Annotated in this window: 22 protein-coding genes and 1 riboswitch; of the genes, 18 read left to right on the top strand and 4 right to left on the bottom strand. The window is 39.5% G+C overall.

The features are described 5' to 3' along the window. Window positions 1-30 precede the first annotated feature (30 nt). The 8 genes from Q1B03_RS03120 (at window position 31) to Q1B03_RS03085 (ending at window position 10,004) form a co-directional block, all read left to right on the top strand. Entirely contained in the window at window positions 31-1,698 is a 1,668-nt protein-coding gene (locus tag Q1B03_RS03120; protein WP_299738082.1) for a cytochrome c biogenesis protein ResB, read from the top strand. Continuing rightward, window positions 1,682-2,857, top strand: coding sequence for a c-type cytochrome biogenesis protein CcsB (ccsB, locus tag Q1B03_RS03115; protein ID WP_299739588.1), 1,176 nt, complete (start codon window positions 1,682-1,684; stop codon window positions 2,855-2,857). Before Q1B03_RS03120 ends, ccsB begins: the two co-directional genes overlap by 17 nt. 117 nt (window positions 2,858-2,974) lie before the next feature. Continuing rightward, window positions 2,975-3,691: a response regulator transcription factor gene (locus Q1B03_RS03110; protein WP_299738080.1), complete on the top strand. Its 717-nt coding sequence runs from the start codon at window positions 2,975-2,977 to the stop codon at window positions 3,689-3,691. Next, window positions 3,688-5,454 carry an ATP-binding protein gene (locus Q1B03_RS03105; RefSeq protein WP_299738078.1) on the top strand — a complete coding sequence of 589 codons (1,767 nt, stop codon included), beginning with the start codon at window positions 3,688-3,690 and terminating at the stop codon, window positions 5,452-5,454. Before Q1B03_RS03110 ends, Q1B03_RS03105 begins: the two co-directional genes overlap by 4 nt. A gap of 280 nt (window positions 5,455-5,734) precedes the next feature. Then, window positions 5,735-6,289, top strand: coding sequence for an RNA polymerase sigma factor SigX (gene sigX, locus Q1B03_RS03100; protein WP_299738076.1), 555 nt, complete (start codon window positions 5,735-5,737; stop codon window positions 6,287-6,289). Beyond that, window positions 6,261-7,484 carry a hypothetical protein gene (locus Q1B03_RS03095; protein WP_299738074.1) on the top strand — a complete coding sequence of 408 codons (1,224 nt, stop codon included), beginning with the start codon at window positions 6,261-6,263 and terminating at the stop codon, window positions 7,482-7,484. Before sigX ends, Q1B03_RS03095 begins: the two co-directional genes overlap by 29 nt. 634 nt (window positions 7,485-8,118) lie before the next feature. Beyond that, a complete protein-coding gene (locus tag Q1B03_RS03090) occupies window positions 8,119-9,033 on the top strand; it encodes a peptidoglycan DD-metalloendopeptidase family protein (RefSeq protein WP_299738072.1) in 915 nt (304 codons plus the stop codon). 112 nt (window positions 9,034-9,145) lie between these two features. Then, window positions 9,146-9,279: riboswitch (FMN riboswitch) on the top strand. A gap of 155 nt (window positions 9,280-9,434) precedes the next feature. Continuing rightward, complete coding sequence (locus Q1B03_RS03085; RefSeq protein ID WP_299738070.1) at window positions 9,435-10,004, top strand: ECF transporter S component; 570 nt, start codon at window positions 9,435-9,437, stop codon at window positions 10,002-10,004. A gap of 107 nt (window positions 10,005-10,111) precedes the next feature. On the opposite strand, the gene Q1B03_RS03080 is transcribed toward Q1B03_RS03085, so the two are convergent. Then, window positions 10,112-10,360 (bottom strand): ferredoxin, encoded by a 249-nt coding sequence (locus tag Q1B03_RS03080; RefSeq protein WP_032087848.1) that lies wholly within the window; start codon window positions 10,358-10,360, stop codon window positions 10,112-10,114. 223 nt (window positions 10,361-10,583) lie between these two features. Between Q1B03_RS03080 and Q1B03_RS03075 the strand changes: the two genes are divergently transcribed. From Q1B03_RS03075 to Q1B03_RS03045, 7 genes are all read left to right on the top strand, one after another. Further along, window positions 10,584-11,654, top strand: a complete 1,071-nt coding sequence (locus tag Q1B03_RS03075; protein WP_299738063.1) for a helix-turn-helix domain-containing protein — start codon at window positions 10,584-10,586, stop codon at window positions 11,652-11,654. Continuing rightward, complete coding sequence (locus tag Q1B03_RS03070; RefSeq protein WP_299738061.1) at window positions 11,632-13,098, top strand: ATP-dependent DNA helicase RecQ; 1,467 nt, start codon at window positions 11,632-11,634, stop codon at window positions 13,096-13,098. Before Q1B03_RS03075 ends, Q1B03_RS03070 begins: the two co-directional genes overlap by 23 nt. A gap of 9 nt (window positions 13,099-13,107) precedes the next feature. Then, entirely contained in the window at window positions 13,108-13,707 is a 600-nt protein-coding gene (locus tag Q1B03_RS03065; RefSeq protein ID WP_299738058.1) for a CPBP family intramembrane glutamic endopeptidase, read from the top strand. Beyond that, the gene (locus Q1B03_RS03060) at window positions 13,700-14,386 is read left to right on the top strand and encodes a LysM peptidoglycan-binding domain-containing protein (RefSeq protein ID WP_299738057.1); all 687 of its coding nucleotides are present in this window, start codon (window positions 13,700-13,702) and stop codon (window positions 14,384-14,386) included. The genes Q1B03_RS03065 and Q1B03_RS03060 overlap by 8 nt, the downstream gene beginning before the upstream one ends. 182 nt (window positions 14,387-14,568) lie before the next feature. Continuing rightward, the gene (locus Q1B03_RS03055) at window positions 14,569-15,084 is read left to right on the top strand and encodes a phosphatase PAP2 family protein (RefSeq protein ID WP_299739586.1); all 516 of its coding nucleotides are present in this window, start codon (window positions 14,569-14,571) and stop codon (window positions 15,082-15,084) included. A gap of 51 nt (window positions 15,085-15,135) precedes the next feature. Next, on the top strand, window positions 15,136-16,281 hold the full coding sequence (locus Q1B03_RS03050; RefSeq protein ID WP_299738055.1) for a glycosyltransferase family 1 protein: 1,146 nt from the start codon (window positions 15,136-15,138) through the stop codon (window positions 16,279-16,281). Between the two features lie 122 nt (window positions 16,282-16,403). Beyond that, window positions 16,404-16,859, top strand: coding sequence for a DUF2663 family protein (locus Q1B03_RS03045; RefSeq protein WP_299738053.1), 456 nt, complete (start codon window positions 16,404-16,406; stop codon window positions 16,857-16,859). A gap of 121 nt (window positions 16,860-16,980) precedes the next feature. Here the strand turns inward: Q1B03_RS03045 and Q1B03_RS03040 are convergent, their stop codons facing one another. Genes Q1B03_RS03040 through Q1B03_RS03030 form a run of 3 tightly spaced genes read right to left on the bottom strand, consistent with a single transcriptional unit; the run spans window position 16,981 to window position 18,061 of the window. Then, on the bottom strand, window positions 16,981-17,550 hold the full coding sequence (locus Q1B03_RS03040) for a manganese catalase family protein (RefSeq protein ID WP_299739584.1): 570 nt from the start codon (window positions 17,548-17,550) through the stop codon (window positions 16,981-16,983). A gap of 22 nt (window positions 17,551-17,572) precedes the next feature. Then, window positions 17,573-17,833, bottom strand: a complete 261-nt coding sequence (locus Q1B03_RS03035) for a spore coat protein CotJB (protein ID WP_299738050.1) — start codon at window positions 17,831-17,833, stop codon at window positions 17,573-17,575. 6 nt (window positions 17,834-17,839) lie between these two features. Continuing rightward, window positions 17,840-18,061: a spore coat associated protein CotJA gene (locus Q1B03_RS03030; protein WP_044340146.1), complete on the bottom strand. Its 222-nt coding sequence runs from the start codon at window positions 18,059-18,061 to the stop codon at window positions 17,840-17,842. 151 nt (window positions 18,062-18,212) lie between these two features. On the opposite strand from Q1B03_RS03030, the gene Q1B03_RS03025 reads away from it, so the two are divergent. From Q1B03_RS03025 to Q1B03_RS03015, 3 genes are read left to right on the top strand one after another with little or no spacing between them, the layout of a single operon-like run. Then, on the top strand, window positions 18,213-18,848 hold the full coding sequence (locus Q1B03_RS03025; RefSeq protein ID WP_299738045.1) for an HPP family protein: 636 nt from the start codon (window positions 18,213-18,215) through the stop codon (window positions 18,846-18,848). A gap of 59 nt (window positions 18,849-18,907) precedes the next feature. Continuing rightward, window positions 18,908-19,291, top strand: coding sequence for a hypothetical protein (locus tag Q1B03_RS03020; protein ID WP_299738042.1), 384 nt, complete (start codon window positions 18,908-18,910; stop codon window positions 19,289-19,291). After that, on the top strand, window positions 19,284-20,048 hold the full coding sequence (locus tag Q1B03_RS03015) for a metallophosphoesterase (RefSeq protein ID WP_299738040.1): 765 nt from the start codon (window positions 19,284-19,286) through the stop codon (window positions 20,046-20,048). Before Q1B03_RS03020 ends, Q1B03_RS03015 begins: the two co-directional genes overlap by 8 nt. Window positions 20,049-20,057 lie beyond the last annotated feature (9 nt).

The following is a 20,057-nucleotide window of genomic DNA, read 5'->3' as shown; positions in this document are numbered from 1 at the left end:
GCAGTTTAACTTGATATAAGGAGTTTTAACATGAAAGAAATCAAATGTGAATGCGGTCATGTAAATCCTAACGGTACCGTTTTATGCGAATCCTGTGGACGGGCTTTAACGGATGAAGCGAAGAATGAGAAGCTTCATGACATGCGTTATGAGGGTAGTGCAAGGCGTTCCCAAACGTATAACAGATCGATTATCGACAAGATTTGGAATTTCTTTTCATCTGTTAAGGTTGGCGTATGGTTAATTGTCATCACACTTATCGCCTCTGCAGTCGGCACGATTTTGCCCCAGGAACAATATATTCCGAATGGACAGCCAGCAAATGAGTACTATGAAGATGTATACGGCTTTTTTGGAGAGTTATATTACACGTTAGGTTTCCATGATTTATATAGTTCATGGTGGTATCTACTATTAATCGCATCGATTGGAGTTTCCCTCGTGATTTGTAGTCTTGACCGGGTAATTCCCCTCTATCGTGCCCTCAAGAATCAACGTGTTTCCAGACATGTTGGTTTCCTGAAGCGCCAACGAATCTATGGGAAAACAGAATTGGTCGACATCAATGACTCTATAAGTAAAATAAAAGAAAAATTAACACAAAAAAAATATAAGATCCGTGAAGAGGACGGCAACATCCTTGCAGAGAAAAATCGTTTTTCTAGATGGGGTCCCTATGTGAATCATATCGGTCTCATCATCTTCCTATTCGGGGGTATGTTAAGATTCGTTCCTGGAATGTATATTGATGAAACCGTGTGGATCCGTGAAGGTGAGACGAGAGCCGTTCCTGGTACGAAACAAGAATATTACTTAGAAAATAAAGGGTTTACGTTAGAGACATACGATAAAGAAAAAGACAAAGAAGTGTTTGGGGAAGCTATTGATAAGAATGGAACCATCGCCAAGAATTTCCAGTCTGACGTGGTACTGTATAAAGAATCCGGAGATAAACTTCCAGGACAAACGGCTGACCGGGAAGTGGAAAAAGAGGATTCGATCAAAGTAAATCATCCTTTGAAATTTGGAAACTTTGCCGTATACCAAACAAGCTACAAGCTGGATGAATTTAAATCAATGTCCTTTACATTTGATAATAAAGGGTCTGGGGAGAGCTTCGGCAAATTCACCGTCGATCTATTCGATCCTCAAGATACCTACGCATTTGAAGAAGGTTATAAAGTAGAATTGATGGGATATTATCCTGATTTCTCTGGATTTAATGAACAAGGGGAGCCGCAAACCAAGTCTCCTTTACCGAATAATCCTGCATTCCTTTTCAAATTGTTCTCGCCTGAGAAGCCCGATGGTGAAGTGAGCTTTGTAGGGATCCAGCAAAACCTGGAACCGCTTGGTGACAATGAATATAAATTGTCATTTGCAGGTGTGGAGACAAGAGATGTATCTGCTTTAACCGTTCATAAGGACCTCACTCTTTGGATCTTAGCCGTTGGTGGAGCCATCTTTATGATAGGTGTCGTACAAGGTGCTTATTGGCACCACCGAAGAATCTGGATCAGGCGGAGTGAAGATGGAGTCATCGTAGCCGGCCATACGAATAAAAACTGGCATGGATTAAAAAATGAAATCAACTTCGTTTTGGAAGGTACTGGAATACAGGAACCTGAAGATCAACAACAAAAGGACGAAGCAAGGAGGAATGAAGATGTCAACGCTAACAATGGCAGCGTGGAGTAGTAATTTACTCTATGTATCCTTCATGATGTATTTGATTGCTACGTTGTTTTTTGGTGGGAGCATTCGCCAAAAAAATACAACTGAAACGAATCAACAAAAGTGGGGATTAATTGGGATAGTTTTAACCCTTATTGGATTTGCCGCTCAAATAGGTTACTTCTTTTTAAGATGGGGAGCAGCAGGACACGCTCCGGTAAGTAATTTGTTTGAATTTACAACCTTTTTCGGAATGATGCTTGTCGGAGCCTTTATCATTCTTTACTTTATGTATAAGACAACGATACTTGGTGTCATTGCGTTACCATTTGCACTTTTGGTGATCGCCTATGCCAGTATGTTTCCTAAAGACATTAGCCCATTGATTCCTGCTCTTCAAAGTGATTGGTTGAAAATCCACGTCACAACTGTTTCAGCAGGGGAAGCGATTTTATCCATCAGTTTTGTGGCAGGGTTAATCTACTTATTGAAATCAGTGCAACATACAAAAGGAAGCAAGCAATCGTTTTGGCTTGAAACCGTCATGTATTCTTTAGTTGTCGTATTAGGGTTTGTAGTGGCATCAACTGCCTTTACCCTGGGGAATTACGAAGCGAACTTTCAATATGTAAATCAAGAAGGGACAGAAGCGGTTTCTGAATACACACTCCCGGCTCTTGTCGGACCGAATGAAGGCCGACTATTAACCGACAACGTAATGGAGCCGCTTGTAGAAATGCCAGCCCTTATTAACGCTAAGAAACTAAATACCGTTATTTGGTCGTTTCTGATTGGAACAGGTATTTATCTACTATTACGTTTAATCTTCAGAAAGCGTATTGCTGCAAAATTACAGCCATTGGTGAAAAATGTGAATCTGGATCTAATGGACGAAATTGGTTATCGCTCCGTTTTAATCGGTTTTCCAGTCTTTACACTTGGCGGACTCATCTTCGCCATGATTTGGGCGCAAATTGCCTGGACGCGATTCTGGGGTTGGGACCCTAAAGAAGTGTGGGCATTAATTACATTCTTATTTTATGCAGCCTTTCTGCACCTACGCCTATCTAAAGGATGGCACGGTGAGAAATCTGCGTGGTTAGCCGTGATCGGGGTTGCCATTATTCTTTTCAACCTGGTGGCCGTTAACCTTATTATCGCAGGGTTGCATTCATATGCTTAAATAATGAACGGGAGGGAGCTGACGATAGTGAGAATGATATTCTCTTTGAGTCAGCTTCTTTTTTCATATAAAATATAGGATAATATGGTTTAATTAGACAAAAGGGGGATATTACCCATGGAGGAAAACATTAGAATTTTAGTTGTTGATGATGAAGACCGGATTCGTAGACTTTTAAAAATGTATCTTGAAAGAGAAAACTATGAAATTGATGAAGCAGAGAATGGAGAAGAAGCATTAGCGCTTTCTCTCGAGAATAATTACGACTGTATCTTACTGGATATCATGATGCCGGGGATGGATGGGATCGAAGTATGTCAGCATCTTCGTGAAAAGAAAGCGACTCCCGTGATCATGCTCACTGCTAAAGGAGAAGAAGTGAACAGAGTGCAAGGGTTCGAAGTTGGAACAGACGACTACATAGTGAAACCTTTTTCTCCTCGCGAAGTGGTTTTGAGAGTGAAAGCGCTATTAAGACGTTCTTCAAAGACGAGCTTTATTCAAACAGACGCGAAGACGAAGGACCTGATCGTTTATCCTCATCTTACCATCGATAATGATGCCCACCGGGTAACTGCTGATGGAAAAGATGTGAACCTGACACCGAAGGAATACGAATTGTTATATTTCCTTGCCAAAGCTCCAGACAAAGTGTTTGACCGTGAGCACCTGCTCAAGGAAGTATGGCATTATGAATTTTTCGGAGACCTGCGCACAGTTGATACTCATGTAAAGCGATTAAGAGAAAAACTGAATAAAGTTTCTGAGATGGCTGCAAAAATGATTGTGACCGTATGGGGAGTAGGATACAAATTCGAGGTAACCAATGAATGAGGCTCTGGCGTAGTGTTGTAGGAAAGCTATGGCTAACGATCCTGCTCTTAGTTTCCTTTGTGTTATTTATCCTTACGATTCTTTTACTGGAATTCTTTCAAAACTATCACGTCGATGTGGTTGAAAAAGAATTAACCCATACGGCTGAAAAAGTGGCGAGGGTCATTCAGAATCATAAAGACTTGGAGCTCGGGATGGAACTGGGTAAAGAAATCATTGATGACCCGATAAACATCATTATCTCCTTAGATCAAAATGAGTCACTTTATTCACAGGATTCTACAGAATTTCAAAAGAATATTCACGACTATATTTCAGAAGATGAACAACTTCAATCAGTGAAAACAAAAGAAATTACCGTCAAGAAAGAGATTGAATTATCCTCGGAAATGTCATCGAACCGTTATGAAAACGTCATTATTGTCGGGACGCCCTTGCATATCAATGAAGAAGATGGAGCTGTGTATCTCTATCAGTCCCTTGGTGTTATTAAAGATACTACTCGTCAAACAACGAAACTGATTTTGCTTGCTGCCGGGATTGCCATTATTTTAACAACCATTTTTGCTTTCTTCCTTTCTACGCGTATCACCGCACCATTAAGGAAAATGCGGGAAGCAGCCTTTGAGGTAGCAAAGGGTAAATTTGATACAAAGGTTCCGATTTTGACGAAGGATGAAATCGGTGAACTTGCAACAGGGTTTAACCAAATGGGTAGGCAGTTAAAGTTTCACATTAACGCACTGAGCCAGGAGAAAGAGCAGCTTTCCTCGATATTAAGCAGTATGGCTGATGGCGTCATCACCTTTAATCGGGACGGCACGATCTTAATTACCAATCCGCCGGCGGATAGATTCCTGCAGCATTGGTATTATGAGCAAAGCGAAAGCAGTGAGGAAGCCATCCCTACTACTGTAAAAGAATTATTACAAAGCGTGGTCGTGACAGAAATGGAACAGACCGGTGAACTGAGTCTGCAAGGACGTTCGTATGTGGTGATTATCAGTCCTCTTTACAACAACAACAACATCAGAGGAGCAGTGGCGGTCGTCCGCGATATGACAGAAGAGCGAAGATTGGATAAGCTTCGGAAAGATTTTATTGCAAATGTATCCCATGAACTCCGTACGCCAATCTCTATGCTTCAAGGATATAGCGAAGCGATCGTTGATGATATTGCTGAAACTGAAGAAGAAAAGAAAGAGATAGCCCGAATTATTTATGATGAATCATTGCGCATGGGCCGTTTGGTCAATGACCTTCTGGATTTGGCTCGTATGGAGGCGGGGCATATCACTCTTAATAAAGACGTAATAGGTATCATGCCTTTCACCGAAAGAGTGACCAATAAATTTATTGGACTGGCCAAAGAAAAAAAGGTCTCCATATTCTTTGAAAGTGATGTAGGGATCAAAAATGAAATTCATATGGACCCGGACAGAATCGAACAAGTATTAACCAATCTTATTGATAATGCTTTAAGACATACTCCTACAGGCGGGGAAGTAACGGTATCCCTGACGGAAAGCAAGGGCGGTTATTTGTTTCACGTAAAAGACACGGGTTCAGGAATTCCTGAAGAAGATCTTCCTTTTGTATTTGAGCGCTTCTATAAAGCAGATAAAGCCAGGACAAGAGGGAAGTCAGGCACAGGTCTTGGCTTAGCAATCGCGAAGAACATTATTGAGTCCCATAAAGGTCATATTCAAGTGCAAAGTAAAGTCGATCAAGGGACAACCTTCACTTTCTTTCTTCCTATTTAGCCAAGAATCGATGGTATCCATAGAAACTTGACGATTTTTCTTGTTACATGGGAAACATTCTTTATTTTTTGGCTGCTCGTAGAAAACGTTGTTGAAAAAGTGATAAAAATAAATAGGAATAACTGGAGAAGTCAACAGGGGGAAAAGCACCCTGTTGGCTTTTTATTTGTAGAGAATCTTGTGAATAAAGTCTTTCCTTTTTACCGGTTAAATACTATATTGATAGTGTGTAACTTTTTCACATAAAAAACGACTAATAAATTGACGGGGAGGGGAACAAGTGGACTCCGTTTTTGAGAAATTATACTCTGATTATCATCAAGATGTATTTCAATTTCTAATATATATGGTACAGAATAAGCAGCAGGCTGAAGACCTGGTGCAGGAAGTATATATCCGGGTGCTTAAATCTCATGAGCGTTTTGAAGGCAAAAGCTCAGAAAGAACATGGCTTTTTTCGATTGCAAAAAATGTAGCCATTGATCATTTTAGAAAACAAAAGAATTGGAAGAATCGAATATTGGATAAATTCGATTGGAGCCGAAACGATGTGACAGACGACGTGGCACTCCCGGAAGAAATTGCCGTTGCGAAGGAAGAAATTAAAGTATTGTACGAGTGCTTAAAACAATGTTCGACGGATTATCGAATGGTGATTATTATGCGATATTTACAAGAACTTTCAATCGCTGAAACATCTGAAGTTTTAGGCTGGACTGAAAGTAAAGTGAAAACGACCCAGCATCGAGCCATCAAATGGTTAAGAATTGAAATGAATCAACGGCTACAAAAGGGGGAAAGAGACATTGAAGCAGTCAGAATGGAAAGATCGTGATATAGAGGACCTTGTCAAAAAGCTTCCTCGAATCAAAGATGATCGAACTCCTCAATCAATTTACGCAAGGATGGAGCGTCAGAACAAAAAGAGATTCTTTGCTTTAAACCGTTTAATTCCAACAGTCGCTGCGCTGGCAGCCATATTCATTATGGTTATGCTTGCTCCAACCGTATTAAATCAATTCAATGAAAATAGTATGGGAAAGTCTGAAATGAAATCCGAATCATCTGGCAGGGACATAACAGTGAAAAAGGCAGAAGAATCAGAGGGAAGTTCCGAAATGGTTCAAGACTCTGACAAGGAGCAAATTACGACTGAAAACGAGAATAATCAGCTAAGTATGGCTGAGTCTGAAAAAAGCCTTAAACCGCTTACAGAAGACAGATTATCTCTATATGAAGAAGACTTGGAAGGAAAGGACTACTATTCCTATGGACTTGTTTCTCCCGAAGCGGTACCTGTTCCCGTCTCGGTAGTCGACGACCCGGCAGAAGATGAAGAAAGCTGGTTGGCCCGACACGAACAACTTGCCGGTGTATTACCTGAAGGAAGCTGGGGAATGGAAGACTTTCTTCCCCTGAAAGGAAAATTCACCCTTGAAGACCGCAAAGTCATCTTCACTCTGGATGCAGATCATTCGTATAGTGGGAGTAGTTCGGTGGAATACGCTTTTTATCATTCTCTACTTTACTCATTTCAACATCAGGATTTAAACGAAGTGGTTCTTCAAGAACAAGACGGGTCAGTTCCGCAATTCAGTTCTACCGGGGAATTCTCAAAAGTCGATCTAACAGAAGAGGTTCATACGGCATATTTTCTATATTCACCAAATGGTAGAGAGCGCTTCCTTGTGCCGGATAACATAAACAGAGGAAATGTCAAAGAGTCCATTCAAGCAATGAAAAGATCCGACAAAAACCTTTTCCAAAGTGTGATTCCGAAAAACATCAATATTAGTGTTTCAGATTCAGATGACTATTTAACCATTAACTTCTTAAATGAATTGGATATTGAAACCTTAGATAAGGACACAGCTCTGGAGATGATAGAAGGTTTATTGCTGACAAGCAAAAGCTCCGGTTATGAAAGGGTTCTATTTGAAAATATTAAGCAGGAAAGCTGGAATGGATTCGAGTTCAACGAACCAATTGAGACACCGATCAGCCCGAATAAGAAAAGCTTAGAAAATTAGATGTGATGGAAAGACTGGAAGCGGGGAAGTAATCCGTTTCTGGTCTTTTTTTATGTGTAACTCCGGCGACTAGAGGCTCGAGGTCATAAGTCAAACATGCCAAAAAGGCAAAGGACGCCTTTTCGGCATGTTCGACTTATGCTTGTCGGGGCTGACCAAGCCGCCTCCGCATTTGTGTCATCCAGCTCCGGCGGCCAGCCCCTCGAGGTCATATGCTAAATTGGCCAAGAAGGCAAAGGACGCCTTCCAGGCCAATTCATCTTATGCTTGTCGGGGCTGACCAAGCCGCCTCCGCTTTTGGGATGTCTAGCTGCGCCTCCTAGTCCCTCGAGGTCACTTTGGAAAAATGGCATAAGGCAAAGTACGCCTTTTGCCATTTTCCCAAAGTGCTTGTCGGGCCTGATCAGTCGGCTCCGCATTTCCGTGTATATTTATCTCAAACTTAGACAAACTACTCAAAGGAAAATTATCTCATTCTGTTATGAATATTGAAGGGGGCATGTACATATAGTGGGGAGTGCATGAAATGAAGGTGAGAAGGCAAGAATGGTTTAATGCGTGAAAAGGTAGCGGTAGTGTCGCTTCAGTCGGGAAGAAATAAAGGTATTGCGTCAAATGGGTAAGGAGGACAAGCATGGTTTTGGATTATGTTAGAAGGTTATTAATCGTATTTCTGTTAGCGTTGTGTGTGAGCTTTATGTTCTTTACTGGAAAGATAGCGAAAGCAGAGACGAATGAGATCGCGGAAGAAACGGTATCCTGGACATTTCCAGTTGAAGGGGTGATAACCGACTCGTATGGGACAAGGTCAGGTACACATAAAGGTATGGACATAGGAGGAGATATCGGTTCTCCTGTTTATTCAGTAGCTAAAGGTAAAGTCACTAAATCCTATCTTTCTGCAAGCTACGGCCATGTAGTATTTATTAGGCACGATAACGGATACGAAACCGTTTATGCTCATCTTGAAAACCGGTTTGTAGAAGAAAATCAAGAGGTGGGTCAAGGTGAACAGCTTGGAAGTTTAGGAAACACAGGCAGGTCGACAGGAGCCCACTTGCATTTTGAAGTGCATAGGGGGAAATGGACGATCGATAAGGAGAATGCAATCGATCCCTATATGGTATTTGGACAAGGTCAGGTTGGGCAGCTTGTGTTTGCTCAGGAGAAAGATCCTTTTCAGGCAGTGGATGTTTCCGGAACACCTGAAAGCACCCATGGTGTAAGCTCTGCAGAAGAAGTTCAATCTAATGAAAAACAGGTAAGTCATATCGTACATAAAGGGGAGACCCTCTGGGGGATTTCTCAGCAATACAATATATCTGTGGAGGATATTAAGAGTGCCAATGAGTTAAATGACACCAATTTGGTGGTTAACCAGTCTTTAGACATCCCTCAATCAGCAGGGAGTAGGTATGTAGTGAAACAAGGAGACACCTTATACTCCATTTCAGTCGCACAAGGAATTGATGTGAATGAATTGGTGGCTTGGAACGGATTGGATCTTAAGACGCCTATCTATCCGCAGCAAGTTTTAAAGCTGCAATAATAGATGTGTAAACTTTATAGAATCAGGTTAATCAAATTTATTTCGAATTCGAACTTTTTCCTTCACATAATCCCCATCCTTATGTATAATGAGAATGTATAAAAAAATAAAGATTCGTCTTCGGGGCAGGGTGAAATTCCCTACCGGCGGTGATGAAACATTTGTTTCTAAGCCCGCGAGCCTTTTGGGGCAGGATTTGGTGCGATTCCAAAGCCGACAGTATAGTCTGGATGGGAGGAGATGAGGGTTTATGCCAAAACGTTTAGAAAAAGGGAAGCTAGACGTTTATTCGGGTATGCCTTATCATTCTCCTAGATATACGTATCTAGGGGTTTTTTAATGCTACCTTTGGCTTGAGCTATCTTCGATATGAGATGAGTCTCCTAAAGGAGAGAGGTTTTATGAGAAAAATGAATACGCGCATGTTTGTAACGGTTGGTATGTTAAGTGCCATATCCTATGTGTTGATGTTGTTTAACTTCCCGATTCCACCATTTCCAAAGTTTTTAATGGTAGATTTTAGTGACGTTCCTGCGTTAATTGCAACTGTGACATTAGGTCCTCTGGCAGGGATATTAGTTGAATTATTTAAAAATGTAATTGACTACATTATGACAGGAAGCGATACCGGCGTCCCAATTGGTCATGTAGCCAATTTTATGGCGGGAGTACTTTTAATTCTACCGACATATTATATTTATTCACGCTTTCAATCTAAAAAAGGACTGTTGATTGGTCTCATCACAGGTACTGTGGTCATGAGTATTAGCATGGGGATTCTTAATTATTTTGTGTTCCTGCCTGCTTATAAATACTTTATGAATTTTGAGCTTCCAGCTGAAATAATCATTACAGGAATTGTCCCATTCAACATTTTAAAAGGAATTTTAGTAACAACGGTCTTCATCTTACTATTTGTCCGCCTTCAAGGCTGGTTATCAAGACAGGTAGCCCTGAACAAAGCGGCATAGAGCTAATATAAATCGTAAACCCCTCAATCACAATTGAGGGGTTTTTCTAATATTTTCAATGTAAAAAGAAAAAGCTAAGGAGAATTTCTCCTTAGCTTTTGTGATTACTATTCAAACTTAAGTGCGTCTCCATCAAAAGGTTCGTCAGCTACTTTAATGGAATCAGTAGGACAACCTTCAAATGCATCAATCATATCATCTTCCAATACGTCAGGAACTTCAACCGTTCCTTGGTTATCGTCTAATGTTACAAATGCAATACCTTCATCATCATAGTCGTAAATATCTGGAGCAGCAGCCCCGCACGCTCCACATGCAATGCATGTATCCTTGTCAACGATCGTATATTTTGGCAAAGAAAAAACCTCCCGAGTAAATAATTCTATATAATTCATCATTATACACAATGTAAGTTTGTGAAAAATCACTTAATGTTTATTTTATAGAGGATTGTATAACTTTTCAATAGTTAGGTGGTTTCTTTTTATTTTTATCCTATATATGAAAAACAAAACATGGTTAAACAACAAATTCATGGTACAATATTTGACAATAACCTACATGTTAAGGAGTAGAGAATTGACCTATCTTAATTATGTGATTTTATATTGTCTCTTGCAAATAAATGGAGAGCGTTCAATTTACTCTGTTTTTCATATCTTAAAAGGAAAAAAATCCTCCCAGTCGATCCAGGATGCCCATATCTTTTATTTGCAGCCGTTTTTCCTTTCTTTACCTAAGCTTAAACGAGCGTACTTTAATCAGAAGGTAAAGGAATTAGAGAAAGTGGGGTATGTCATTGTCGACGAAAGTGGGAAAGCGACTGTGACCACTGATGGTATGATTTCTGTCAAAAATGATTTTCAAGGTGACTCATTTCCATCAAATATGAATGGACTCGTTTACGGTGATCAAACGGTTCTGTTTTGGAAAAGATTAAGCCTCCTTGTTCAAGTTCTTTCGAACGGGAAACAGCAGGAAACGCTCTATTTTCCTGTGCAACGCAACAAAAATGTTCAAGATTGGGTGAAGGGCTGCCTAAAAGCGAACCCTAATATCGATAATTTATCTTCCGCTCTATATAAGGAGCTGCACAGCCTGTTAACCAGGCTATCCCAAACCTTGGATCCCAACATCCTTGTTTTCCGCTTAACTGGATACAAGGATTATGGATGGACAGAACTGCAGGTTTCGAAGAAATTAAATATGCATCAAGAAGAATTCCGTTTTAAATTTCTTAATTTAGTACACGGTATGTTATCAGAATTAGAAAAGGAATGTTCAACTTACCCTATACTATATTCCATCGGCTTAAAAAGTGATCAACAGCAAAACCTGACAATTTCTACAAGTAAAACATATGAGTTGTATCAAAAAGGGCATACAATCGAAGAGATCTCACGTATACGTGATTTAAAAATAAACACCATTGAAGATCACGTGATCGAATTAATTTTAACACAGAAAGAATTTACCATTGAGCCGTTTATTTCTCAAGAAGAATATCAGAATGTATTGATGGTGATGAAAGACGCGAAAACCAAAAGGCTGAAACCGATTAAAGAAAAGCTTCCTCATTTATCTTATTTTCAAATTCGGGTAGCGATCGCAAAGGCAGGTGAGAACCGTGAAGTTGCAACAAGAGCTTAAAAAGAGATTTGGCTATTCTTCTTTTAGAAAAGGACAGAAGGAAATCATTCAATCCGTCCTGGATAGACGAGATACGGTGGCGATGCTCCCTACAGGAACCGGTAAGTCTCTGTGCTATCAATTGCCCGGATATCTAATGAGGGGACAAGTGTTAATCGTTTCTCCTCTTCTGTCATTAATGCAGGATCAAGTGGAACAGATGAAAATAATGGGAGAAAAAAGGGTGATCGCACTTAATTCATTTTTACCCTATATGGAGAGAAAAGCGGCTCTTGAGCAATTACATCTATACAAGTTCATCTTCATATCACCAGAAATGGTCATGAATCCCGGTATCATCTCATCCCTTCAAAGATTAGATATATCCCTGTTCGTCACGGATGAAGCTCATTGTATTTCGCAATGGGGTCCTGATTTCAGGCCGGATTACTTGAAGCTGGGAGAGCTTAAAGACAAGCTTGGGAATCCAACCACATTGGCGTTAACGGCCACTGCTACTGAAGAAGTAAGGAAGGACATTAGAGAAGTGCTTCAAATGGATGAAGCAGTAGAAAAAGTCTACTCAGTAGATCGTGAAAATATAGGTTTGTTTGTCGAGAAGGTCACGAATCATAACGAAAAGCTGGATTCCCTTCTAGAATGCATTACAAAATGGGATGGACCGGGAATAATCTATTTTTCAAGTAAACGAATGGCAGAAGACGTTTCTTTTTGGCTAGGGGAGAACGGTGTAACAGGTGTCGCTCATTATCATGGTGGGATGGAGCAGGAAGATCGGATTTTAATTCAGCAGCAATTTCTATCCAACAAGCTAAGAATCATATGTGCCACTTCAGCCTTTGGAATGGGTGTAAATAAAGAAAATATCCGATTTGTCATTCATTTTCATTTCTCTTCAAGTATAGAAGCGTTTCTACAAGAAATCGGAAGAGCTGGACGGGATGGAGAAGGTAGTGTGTCTGTCGTGTTATACTCTGAACAAGACCTTTCGATCCCTTTGCAGCTTATTCAAAGTGAATTACCTGAAGACGCACAGATACAAGGATATGTAAAGGAAGGCAGACAGGGTCAGACAAAAGAGATAGTCGATCTGTTGCAACTGTCAGAGGTTCAATATCGATTTCTTACTTATTATGCAGATGAGCTGACTCAAGGACAGGCACTTAATGATGATAGATTGATAGAAAAAATGAAACAAATACGGAACAATCGTTTACAATACAAGAAGGACAAACTGATTTCAATGATCGAGTGGATACAGGTCAGCTCTTGCAGAAGAGAGAGACTCCTTCATTATTTCGACGAAGTGCTTCAAAAGGAGAATAGTTTCTGCTGCGATCAATGCGGTTATACTCTTAAGGATTTCAAGAGTCAACCTTTTACCGCTGTCGCCCCAATAGAAACATCATGGGAAAAAAGGTTGGAAAAATTATTATTAGGATAAGTGGTAACGATGCAGAAACAAGGGGAAATCATACAACAGCTTACCAAGAAGCAGTTAACATTTCATTTGTATTTTACTCAAATTTTACTATTAACGATTGCCTTGGGATTAGGTATATTTTTATTTGATACATGGTCTGAATTTTGGAAACAGTTCTATATGTCCTCATCTATTTTAACAATTGGACTAACAAGCGGCTTAATTATTGTGGCCATCGACATCATATTAATGAAGCATTTACCGAGTAGATACTACGATGATGGCGGGGTGAATGCACGAATATTTACGAATAGAAGTATTGGAGAAATTGCTTTACTGGCTTTTTTCATTAGCATAAGTGAAGAAATATTATTCAGAGGTGTACTGCAATTTCACTTTGGCTTAATTATTTCAAGCATTATATTTGCTCTCATTCATTTCAGGTATTGGGCTCACTGGTTTTTAATTGTTAATATTGTCCTGCTTAGCTTTTGGATCGGTTTCATTTATGAACAAACAGAGAATTTATTGGTAACAATCATTATGCACTTTGTTATCGATTTCTTACTAGGTTTACACATGCGTAAGAAAGGAAGACAAGGGAGTAAAGAAGGGATGTCTCATGAGTAAAGACCCATATCGAGATCAGGCAGCGAGATTAAAGCAAAAAATTGAACGAGTCCCAGCGGAAGTGCCAGACAAAAAAAGAGAGACTCTCCCAGCCAGAAGTGAGCTGCATAGAGAGAAAAAGAAGAATAAGAACAAATTGAAAATGAAGTATCCATTGATTAGTATGCTGCTCTTATTTTTTATTCTTTTGCCATTGACTGTGTTCAGCATTTATTCTTATTTCGATAATAGAAATGGTCCCCTGGTGGTCATGTCTGAAGATGTGGATGACGTGGAAGAGGTTCGCTACGATCAGGCAGATAGTGATAACGAAGAGAGTGACACAGAGTCTGATCCCAAAAAAGAAGATGAGCCTTCTACAGGTGACAATAAACAAGAATCGGCTAAAGAGGCTGCTTCTTCTAATGCAGGTAAGGAACAACAAGCCCCATCTTCTCCACCCGCTAATCAAGAAACGGTAGAGGAAAAGCCGGAAGTAGAAGTAAAAGAGGAAACAAAGGAAGAACAGCCAATGTACAAGATCGTATATCACACGGTAAAACCTCAGGAAACACTCTTCCGAATTGCGATGAAATACTACAATTCACAATCAGGAGTTGACCGTATCAAAGAGTGGAATCATATTCAAGATAATGAAATTCAGACAGGACAAGTATTGGAAATTCCGTTAGACCAATAAAAAAGCACTCTCCCCACATCAGTTGGGGTGAGTGCCTTTTTTGTCTTCGATTATCATTTACAATTCCTTTGCAACAATTTTTAATAATATTTACATTGATTTATTAGAAGGGTTACAAACTGAAAATATAATAAAGTTGACAGTACTTTTAAGACAAAGAAGGGGTTGGTCTGGTGGACAGAATGATTACGCGATTTCGAAAAGTAGATGATTTGTTGTTTTACAGAATTAATGGCAGTAAACAGCTGTATCGTTCATTCTTCGGTATTGTTACTCATTTGGGAGGAGCGAGGCTTACGGTAGCCTCCATTCTGATCCTGTTTTTCTTGAGCCAGTACTATACATCTATGAAGAAAACCGTAACGGTCGCAATGATCTCATTATGTATCAGTCATATTTTTATGACCATCATTAAGAAATTGGTAAAAAGAATCCGTCCTTATCTATCATTACCAAATGCGATGGTTCACGGCTATGAATTTAAAGACCATTCATTTCCGTCTGGTCACTCAACCGCAATATTTGCCATTTCGATTCCTTTTATGATTCAGTATCCGGCAACGATTCTGATCCTATTTCCATTAAGTTGGTTGGTTGGATATTCAAGAGTAGTTCTGGGGGTCCATTATCCTTCAGATGTACTGGCAGGAGCATTCCTTGCATTTGCTACCACTTTAATGGTTCTATTGTTTATCTGATAAACCCATAGACTTTACAGATTGCACGCAATTACAAAGGGGGAAGTGTACATGCGAGTTGCATTGTTTTCTGATACTTATCATCCTCAAGTGAACGGAGTAGCAAGAACGTTGAAAAGGTTGACGAATCATTATGAGAAAAGAGGGATTGAATACAAAGTTTTTGTTCCCGATCCTCAAGAGAAAAAGGGATCCTACCCAAATGTACACTCCTTCACAAGTTTTCCTTTTTTCTTTTACCCCGAATGCAGAACAGCTATCGCCAATCCTAAAACGATTGAAAAGCAATTGAAAGATTTTTCCCCCACCCTGATTCATGTAACCACACCTCTTACTATGGGCCTGTATGGGGTCCGTGGGGCAAAGAAAATGAATCTTCCCCTTGCAGCCTCTTATCACACCCATTTTGATCTGTATCTGAATTATTACAAAATGATGTGGGTGAACCCATTATTGTGGAAATACATGAAATGGTTTTATTCACAGGCAGATCGCATTTTTGTACCCTCTAATGAAACGAAACTTCATTTAGAAAAGCAGGGTTTTACCGACTTATCCATATGGGGCAGGGGAGTCGATTGTCAAACCTATTCCCCTGAAAGGCGCAGTTCTGAACTAAGGAAGAAATACAATATTGACAAGAAATACATCCTCCTGTATGTTGGCAGGTTGGCGCCTGAAAAGGACTTAGATACACTTGAGAAAACCATTCAGCATCTTCCCCAAAAATTAAAAGATCAGGTTCAGTGGGTTATTGTAGGAGATGGACCCATGAAAAATGAACTTATGGAAAAAACTAAACTGGAAGATGTAGTTTTTACGGGTTATGTAACAGGAGATGAATTGGCGGAAGTGTATGCATCCTCTGACCTGTTCGTTTTCCCCTCTGCTTCAGAGACGTTTGGTAATGTGGTATTGGAAGCGCTCGCATCCGGTTTACCAGCTGTAGTGGCTGATAAAGGGGGAGTGACGAATATCGTTGATCATGATCAAACAGGAAGAATAGCTGAAGCTCATCAATATCCTTCATTTATTCACCATATCGAGGAAATATTACAAGAAGACCGCCTACCCGATATGAAACGAAAAGCTCTTCAAATAGCTGAAGAACAATCCTGGGATACCATCTTTGATCAACTCATTGTGGAATTCCGTGAAATAATCTTTTACCGCAATCAGAGACAAATGTTTGGGTGAAGATACAATTCGTCCTTTCTTATAGATGTGTAAGGGATCTGAAAAAGGTCCTTTTTTTATTCTACTATTCTATCTATATGGACAAGTTCATAAACTATAGGGAAGGGAAGGAGAGGATGGTAATGAATCATGCTGGAAACGATTTTGGCGAATGGACGGATCATGCCACCGGGCAGATGCTACATAATTTAATAGACAAAAAACAAAAGTTCGATAAAGCCAAAGTGATACACCTCTATAGCTTATGGGCAGCACTGTTTGCTTCCTTCTTTTTTCTCTATTATGTGACGAAATTTGTTCTTGGACCTTATTCTTATTCATTTGCAGAGATGTTTTCTGTATTTGTGTCCAGCTCTTTTCATTTATTTATTACCATGCTGTTGGTTGGACTCTGGGGTGCTACGAAAATCTTATATGAAAAAAAAGAGAAAAAAGAAAAAGAATATCATGCATTAAGGTGTGAAATCATTGATCGAAGTAAAGATTTATGGAAAGAAGAAGCGTGGAAAAAAAGGCATCAAGTGTATGAAAAAATGAAAAAAGAATGGGATATTAACTTATTTCATGGAAGTAAGTGAGATAAAATGCAAGCACTAAAAAACGAGTCCATGGGATACTCGTTTTTTGGTGCTTAGTTTTATAGGATTGGCCCATTCTCCCTTTGCTCGATGAAATGAGCCAACTCTACATTCCCATTCATTAAAAGAACACCTTTTTATCTCTTTCGTCCTTAAGTATTTCAACTGCTTCACGGAAGCGTTGGGAGTGTACGATTTCACGCTCCCTTAAAAACCGCAAGCCATCATTTAAATCCGGATCGTCACTCATATTAATGATCCACTGATAGGTAGCCCTTGCTTTCTCTTCAGCTGCGATATCCTCATATAAATCAGCGATCGGATCACCTTTAGCCGCTATATACGATGTAGTAAACGGCACACCCGCAGCATTGTGATAGAAGATCGCTCCATCATGATTGACATAATGAGGGTCAAGTCCAGCGTCCTTCATCTGCTGGGGAGTTGCATCTTTGATTAATTTATAAACCATTGTGGCGATCATTTCCAAGTGAGCAAATTCCTCCGTCCCAATATCCGTTAACAATCCGATGACTTTGTCCGGGATGGTATAGCGTTGATTGAGATACCTCAGGGCAGCGGCAAGTTCTCCATCTGCACCACCATATTGCTCAATCAGAAATTTAGCCAATTTAGGATTGCATGTACTCACTCTAACAGGATATTGAAGCTTTTTCTCATAAACCCACATTGTCATGCACCTCCTTATTTTTTTATACTTGCCATGGCCACGGAGCGTCCTTCCAGTCCCAAGGGTAATTGGAATAGCTATATCCATAGTTGGTCAGAGGACCAAATTCCTTTTCAAATTTCTTTTTAATTTGTTTTCGGGTTTTAATGTACATATTATATTGAGAGATTGCATCATAATCTTCTGGGTGTGTATCGAGATATAGCGTAAGATCGAGAATCACGAAATCAACCGCTTGTAACTCTTCCAGCACTTCATAATAATGGGGGGGAAGCTGTTTCATGTCAGTTTACTCTCCCTTCATCTTTTCATAGGGACTATAGTAGGGATCATAAAACACTTTCCAAAGAGTGCCTTTTTGTAGCGCTTCTTTTGGTGAATATTGCTCCAAGTTGGGAGGCTGAAAACCTAAGTAAAGGTTTGGAGGAGTTGAATAAACCTTACGGGTGATCGGCTTACATGGATCGAATGGACTTACATATGGATAATAAGCTTTATAAAATTCATGCATGATAATCCCTCCTTTAAAGTAAATCCTTCGTAACAACATATGAAATAAATAAATAGAACATGTTAAATAATTAAAATTCATAATTATGAAGGGAAATCCTTTGAAAATGTTGAATACTAAAAAGGTAGGATATTAATAATGAGGTGGTCAAATGTTTGTTAAAAGTGCCATGATACCGAAACACAAATGCTACGTGGTAGATGAAAATGATTCAATCGAAAAGACCCTAACAGTACTGGAGCATCATAAAATTGATGGAGTACCGGTCCTGGCGAATGATGAATATAAAGGGGTAGCAACTCGTTACAATATCTATCAGAGCTTCTTTCTTTCAGGAATGGATAAAGAAGCCTTTCTCAAGGAGAGAAAGGTGCGTGATATTATTGCAGATTCCGACAAATATATAACAGAAAAAGATGTATTTGAAAATGCTTTGGTCGAATTAAAGGATTCCCCGATTCTCCCTGTCGTAGGGGCAAATAAAAAATTCCTTGGCCTGATTACCCGCTTTGATGTACTCGATCAATTCAGAAGTGCATTCGGGATGGACCAGAAGGGAGTCCGCATCGCCTTTTCTTCTGTAGAAACAGAAGGAAGGATTGCCCGCCTTGGGGATATCATTCAGCAGTACTCGGAATCGGTCATATCCCTTGTAACCTTTGATGAAACCGATAAATTATTGCGACGTATCGTACTAAAGGTAGAAAAGAAGGATAATATGGATAAATTCCTTCATAAGTTAGAGAAATCAGGGTTCCGTATCCTGGATATTCAAGAAGATGAATAATTGACGGAAACCCTGTATGAAAAAAAATCCCTCTCATAAGATTTATGGGAGGGATTTTTTTGATCAATCATATTGCTAAACTGCTTATCACGTTTCTTTTAGGGTATCTATACATTAAATGGTTTCCTGCAGCAGAATTGCTTAATAGCTCAGAGTTCATTGTTGAGTTAGTCTTAAATCCTGTACCATTCTTTGCGGCAATGATGGCTTTTATGGTGGGACTGATGGTTCAAGGGAATTTACTTAAATTTGAATTGTATTCTATTCTGAGATTATTAAATGGTAAACTACATAAAGAATTACTCATCATTCCTTTTCATATAGTCATCATCTATTTATTAAGTTGTTTTGGGATGTGGCAAACAATGATTTTTTCCTTTTTATCCATTTTTTATGGTATTATTTCTATAGATTTTCGCCGCCAAGGAGGCCACAATGCTTGAATTTATTATTTTGTTATTAGCAGGGGGAGTCATGCTCCTCTTTTTTATGTCATATGAAGCACGTCGAAATGTTGTTAAAATGGAAAAGGTGAAGCTTACGGACTTTCCTGATGATACGAAGCCGATTTCCCTCTTTTTTATATCAGATATACATAAGCGGGAAGTTTCAGATGAAATTATTGAAGAAGTGAAGGGAAAAACCGATCTTGTCATTATTGGCGGGGATCTTCTAGAAAAAGGAGTCCCATTTTCAAGAGTTGAACGAAATTTAGATAAACTGCTGACTCTAGGTAGGATATATTTTGTCTGGGGCAATAATGATTATGAAGTGGATACAAATCGGCTGAAGGAAATATTCAAACAAAAGGGAATCATTGAAATCGTAAATGATTCAGTTAAAGTGCCGATCCATAACGGAATGATAAACATGATTGGAGTAGACGATGCGAGTACGCAAAGAGCTTCCTACACATCTGCTCTTAAAAGGACAAGACCAGATGAATTTAATCTTTTAGTGAGTCATGACCCGGGACTTGTGAGAGAGGTACGAAAAGAAGAAGGTATTGATTTGATGTTAAGCGGTCATACACACGGTGGACAAATTCGCTTGTTCGGCTGGGGACTGTATAAAAAAGGAAGACTTGAAAAACTCCCGCAGACCACCCTATTAGTAAGTAACGGTTATGGGACCACTGCACTTCCATTACGCTTGGGAGCTCCGGCAGAAACCCATTTGATGATAATCGAAAAAGAATGAAATGAACAT

It is taken from the genome of uncultured Rossellomorea sp. (assembly GCF_947488365.1).
Classification (GTDB): domain Bacteria; phylum Bacillota; class Bacilli; order Bacillales; family Bacillaceae_B; genus Rossellomorea.
The sequence above is the reverse complement of the archived record's forward strand: the minus strand, read 5'-3'. Positions and strand labels throughout refer to the sequence as shown.

What these genes read in the sequence shown, in the direction of transcription:
- Q1B03_RS03120 (WP_299738082.1), top strand. Translation starts at nt 31, where the DNA reads ATGAAAGAAATCAAATGTGAATGCGGTCATGTAAATCCTAACGGTACC.
- ccsB (WP_299739588.1), top strand. Translation starts at nt 1,682, where the DNA reads ATGGCAGCGTGGAGTAGTAATTTACTCTATGTATCCTTCATGATGTAT.
- Q1B03_RS03110 (WP_299738080.1), top strand. Translation starts at nt 2,975, where the DNA reads ATGGAGGAAAACATTAGAATTTTAGTTGTTGATGATGAAGACCGGATT.
- Q1B03_RS03105 (WP_299738078.1), top strand. Translation starts at nt 3,688, where the DNA reads ATGAGGCTCTGGCGTAGTGTTGTAGGAAAGCTATGGCTAACGATCCTG.
- Q1B03_RS03090 (WP_299738072.1), top strand. Translation starts at nt 8,119, where the DNA reads ATGGTTTTGGATTATGTTAGAAGGTTATTAATCGTATTTCTGTTAGCG.
- Q1B03_RS03085 (WP_299738070.1), top strand. Translation starts at nt 9,435, where the DNA reads ATGAGAAAAATGAATACGCGCATGTTTGTAACGGTTGGTATGTTAAGT.
- Q1B03_RS03065 (WP_299738058.1), top strand. Translation starts at nt 13,108, where the DNA reads ATGCAGAAACAAGGGGAAATCATACAACAGCTTACCAAGAAGCAGTTA.
- Q1B03_RS03060 (WP_299738057.1), top strand. Translation starts at nt 13,700, where the DNA reads ATGAGTAAAGACCCATATCGAGATCAGGCAGCGAGATTAAAGCAAAAA.
- Q1B03_RS03055 (WP_299739586.1), top strand. Translation starts at nt 14,569, where the DNA reads ATGATTACGCGATTTCGAAAAGTAGATGATTTGTTGTTTTACAGAATT.
- Q1B03_RS03050 (WP_299738055.1), top strand. Translation starts at nt 15,136, where the DNA reads ATGCGAGTTGCATTGTTTTCTGATACTTATCATCCTCAAGTGAACGGA.
- Q1B03_RS03045 (WP_299738053.1), top strand. Translation starts at nt 16,404, where the DNA reads ATGAATCATGCTGGAAACGATTTTGGCGAATGGACGGATCATGCCACC.
- Q1B03_RS03040 (WP_299739584.1), bottom strand. Translation starts at nt 17,550, where the DNA reads ATGTGGGTTTATGAGAAAAAGCTTCAATATCCTGTTAGAGTGAGTACA.
- Q1B03_RS03035 (WP_299738050.1), bottom strand. Translation starts at nt 17,833, where the DNA reads ATGAAACAGCTTCCCCCCCATTATTATGAAGTGCTGGAAGAGTTACAA.
- Q1B03_RS03030 (WP_044340146.1), bottom strand. Translation starts at nt 18,061, where the DNA reads ATGCATGAATTTTATAAAGCTTATTATCCATATGTAAGTCCATTCGAT.
- Q1B03_RS03025 (WP_299738045.1), top strand. Translation starts at nt 18,213, where the DNA reads ATGTTTGTTAAAAGTGCCATGATACCGAAACACAAATGCTACGTGGTA.
- Q1B03_RS03015 (WP_299738040.1), top strand. Translation starts at nt 19,284, where the DNA reads ATGCTTGAATTTATTATTTTGTTATTAGCAGGGGGAGTCATGCTCCTC.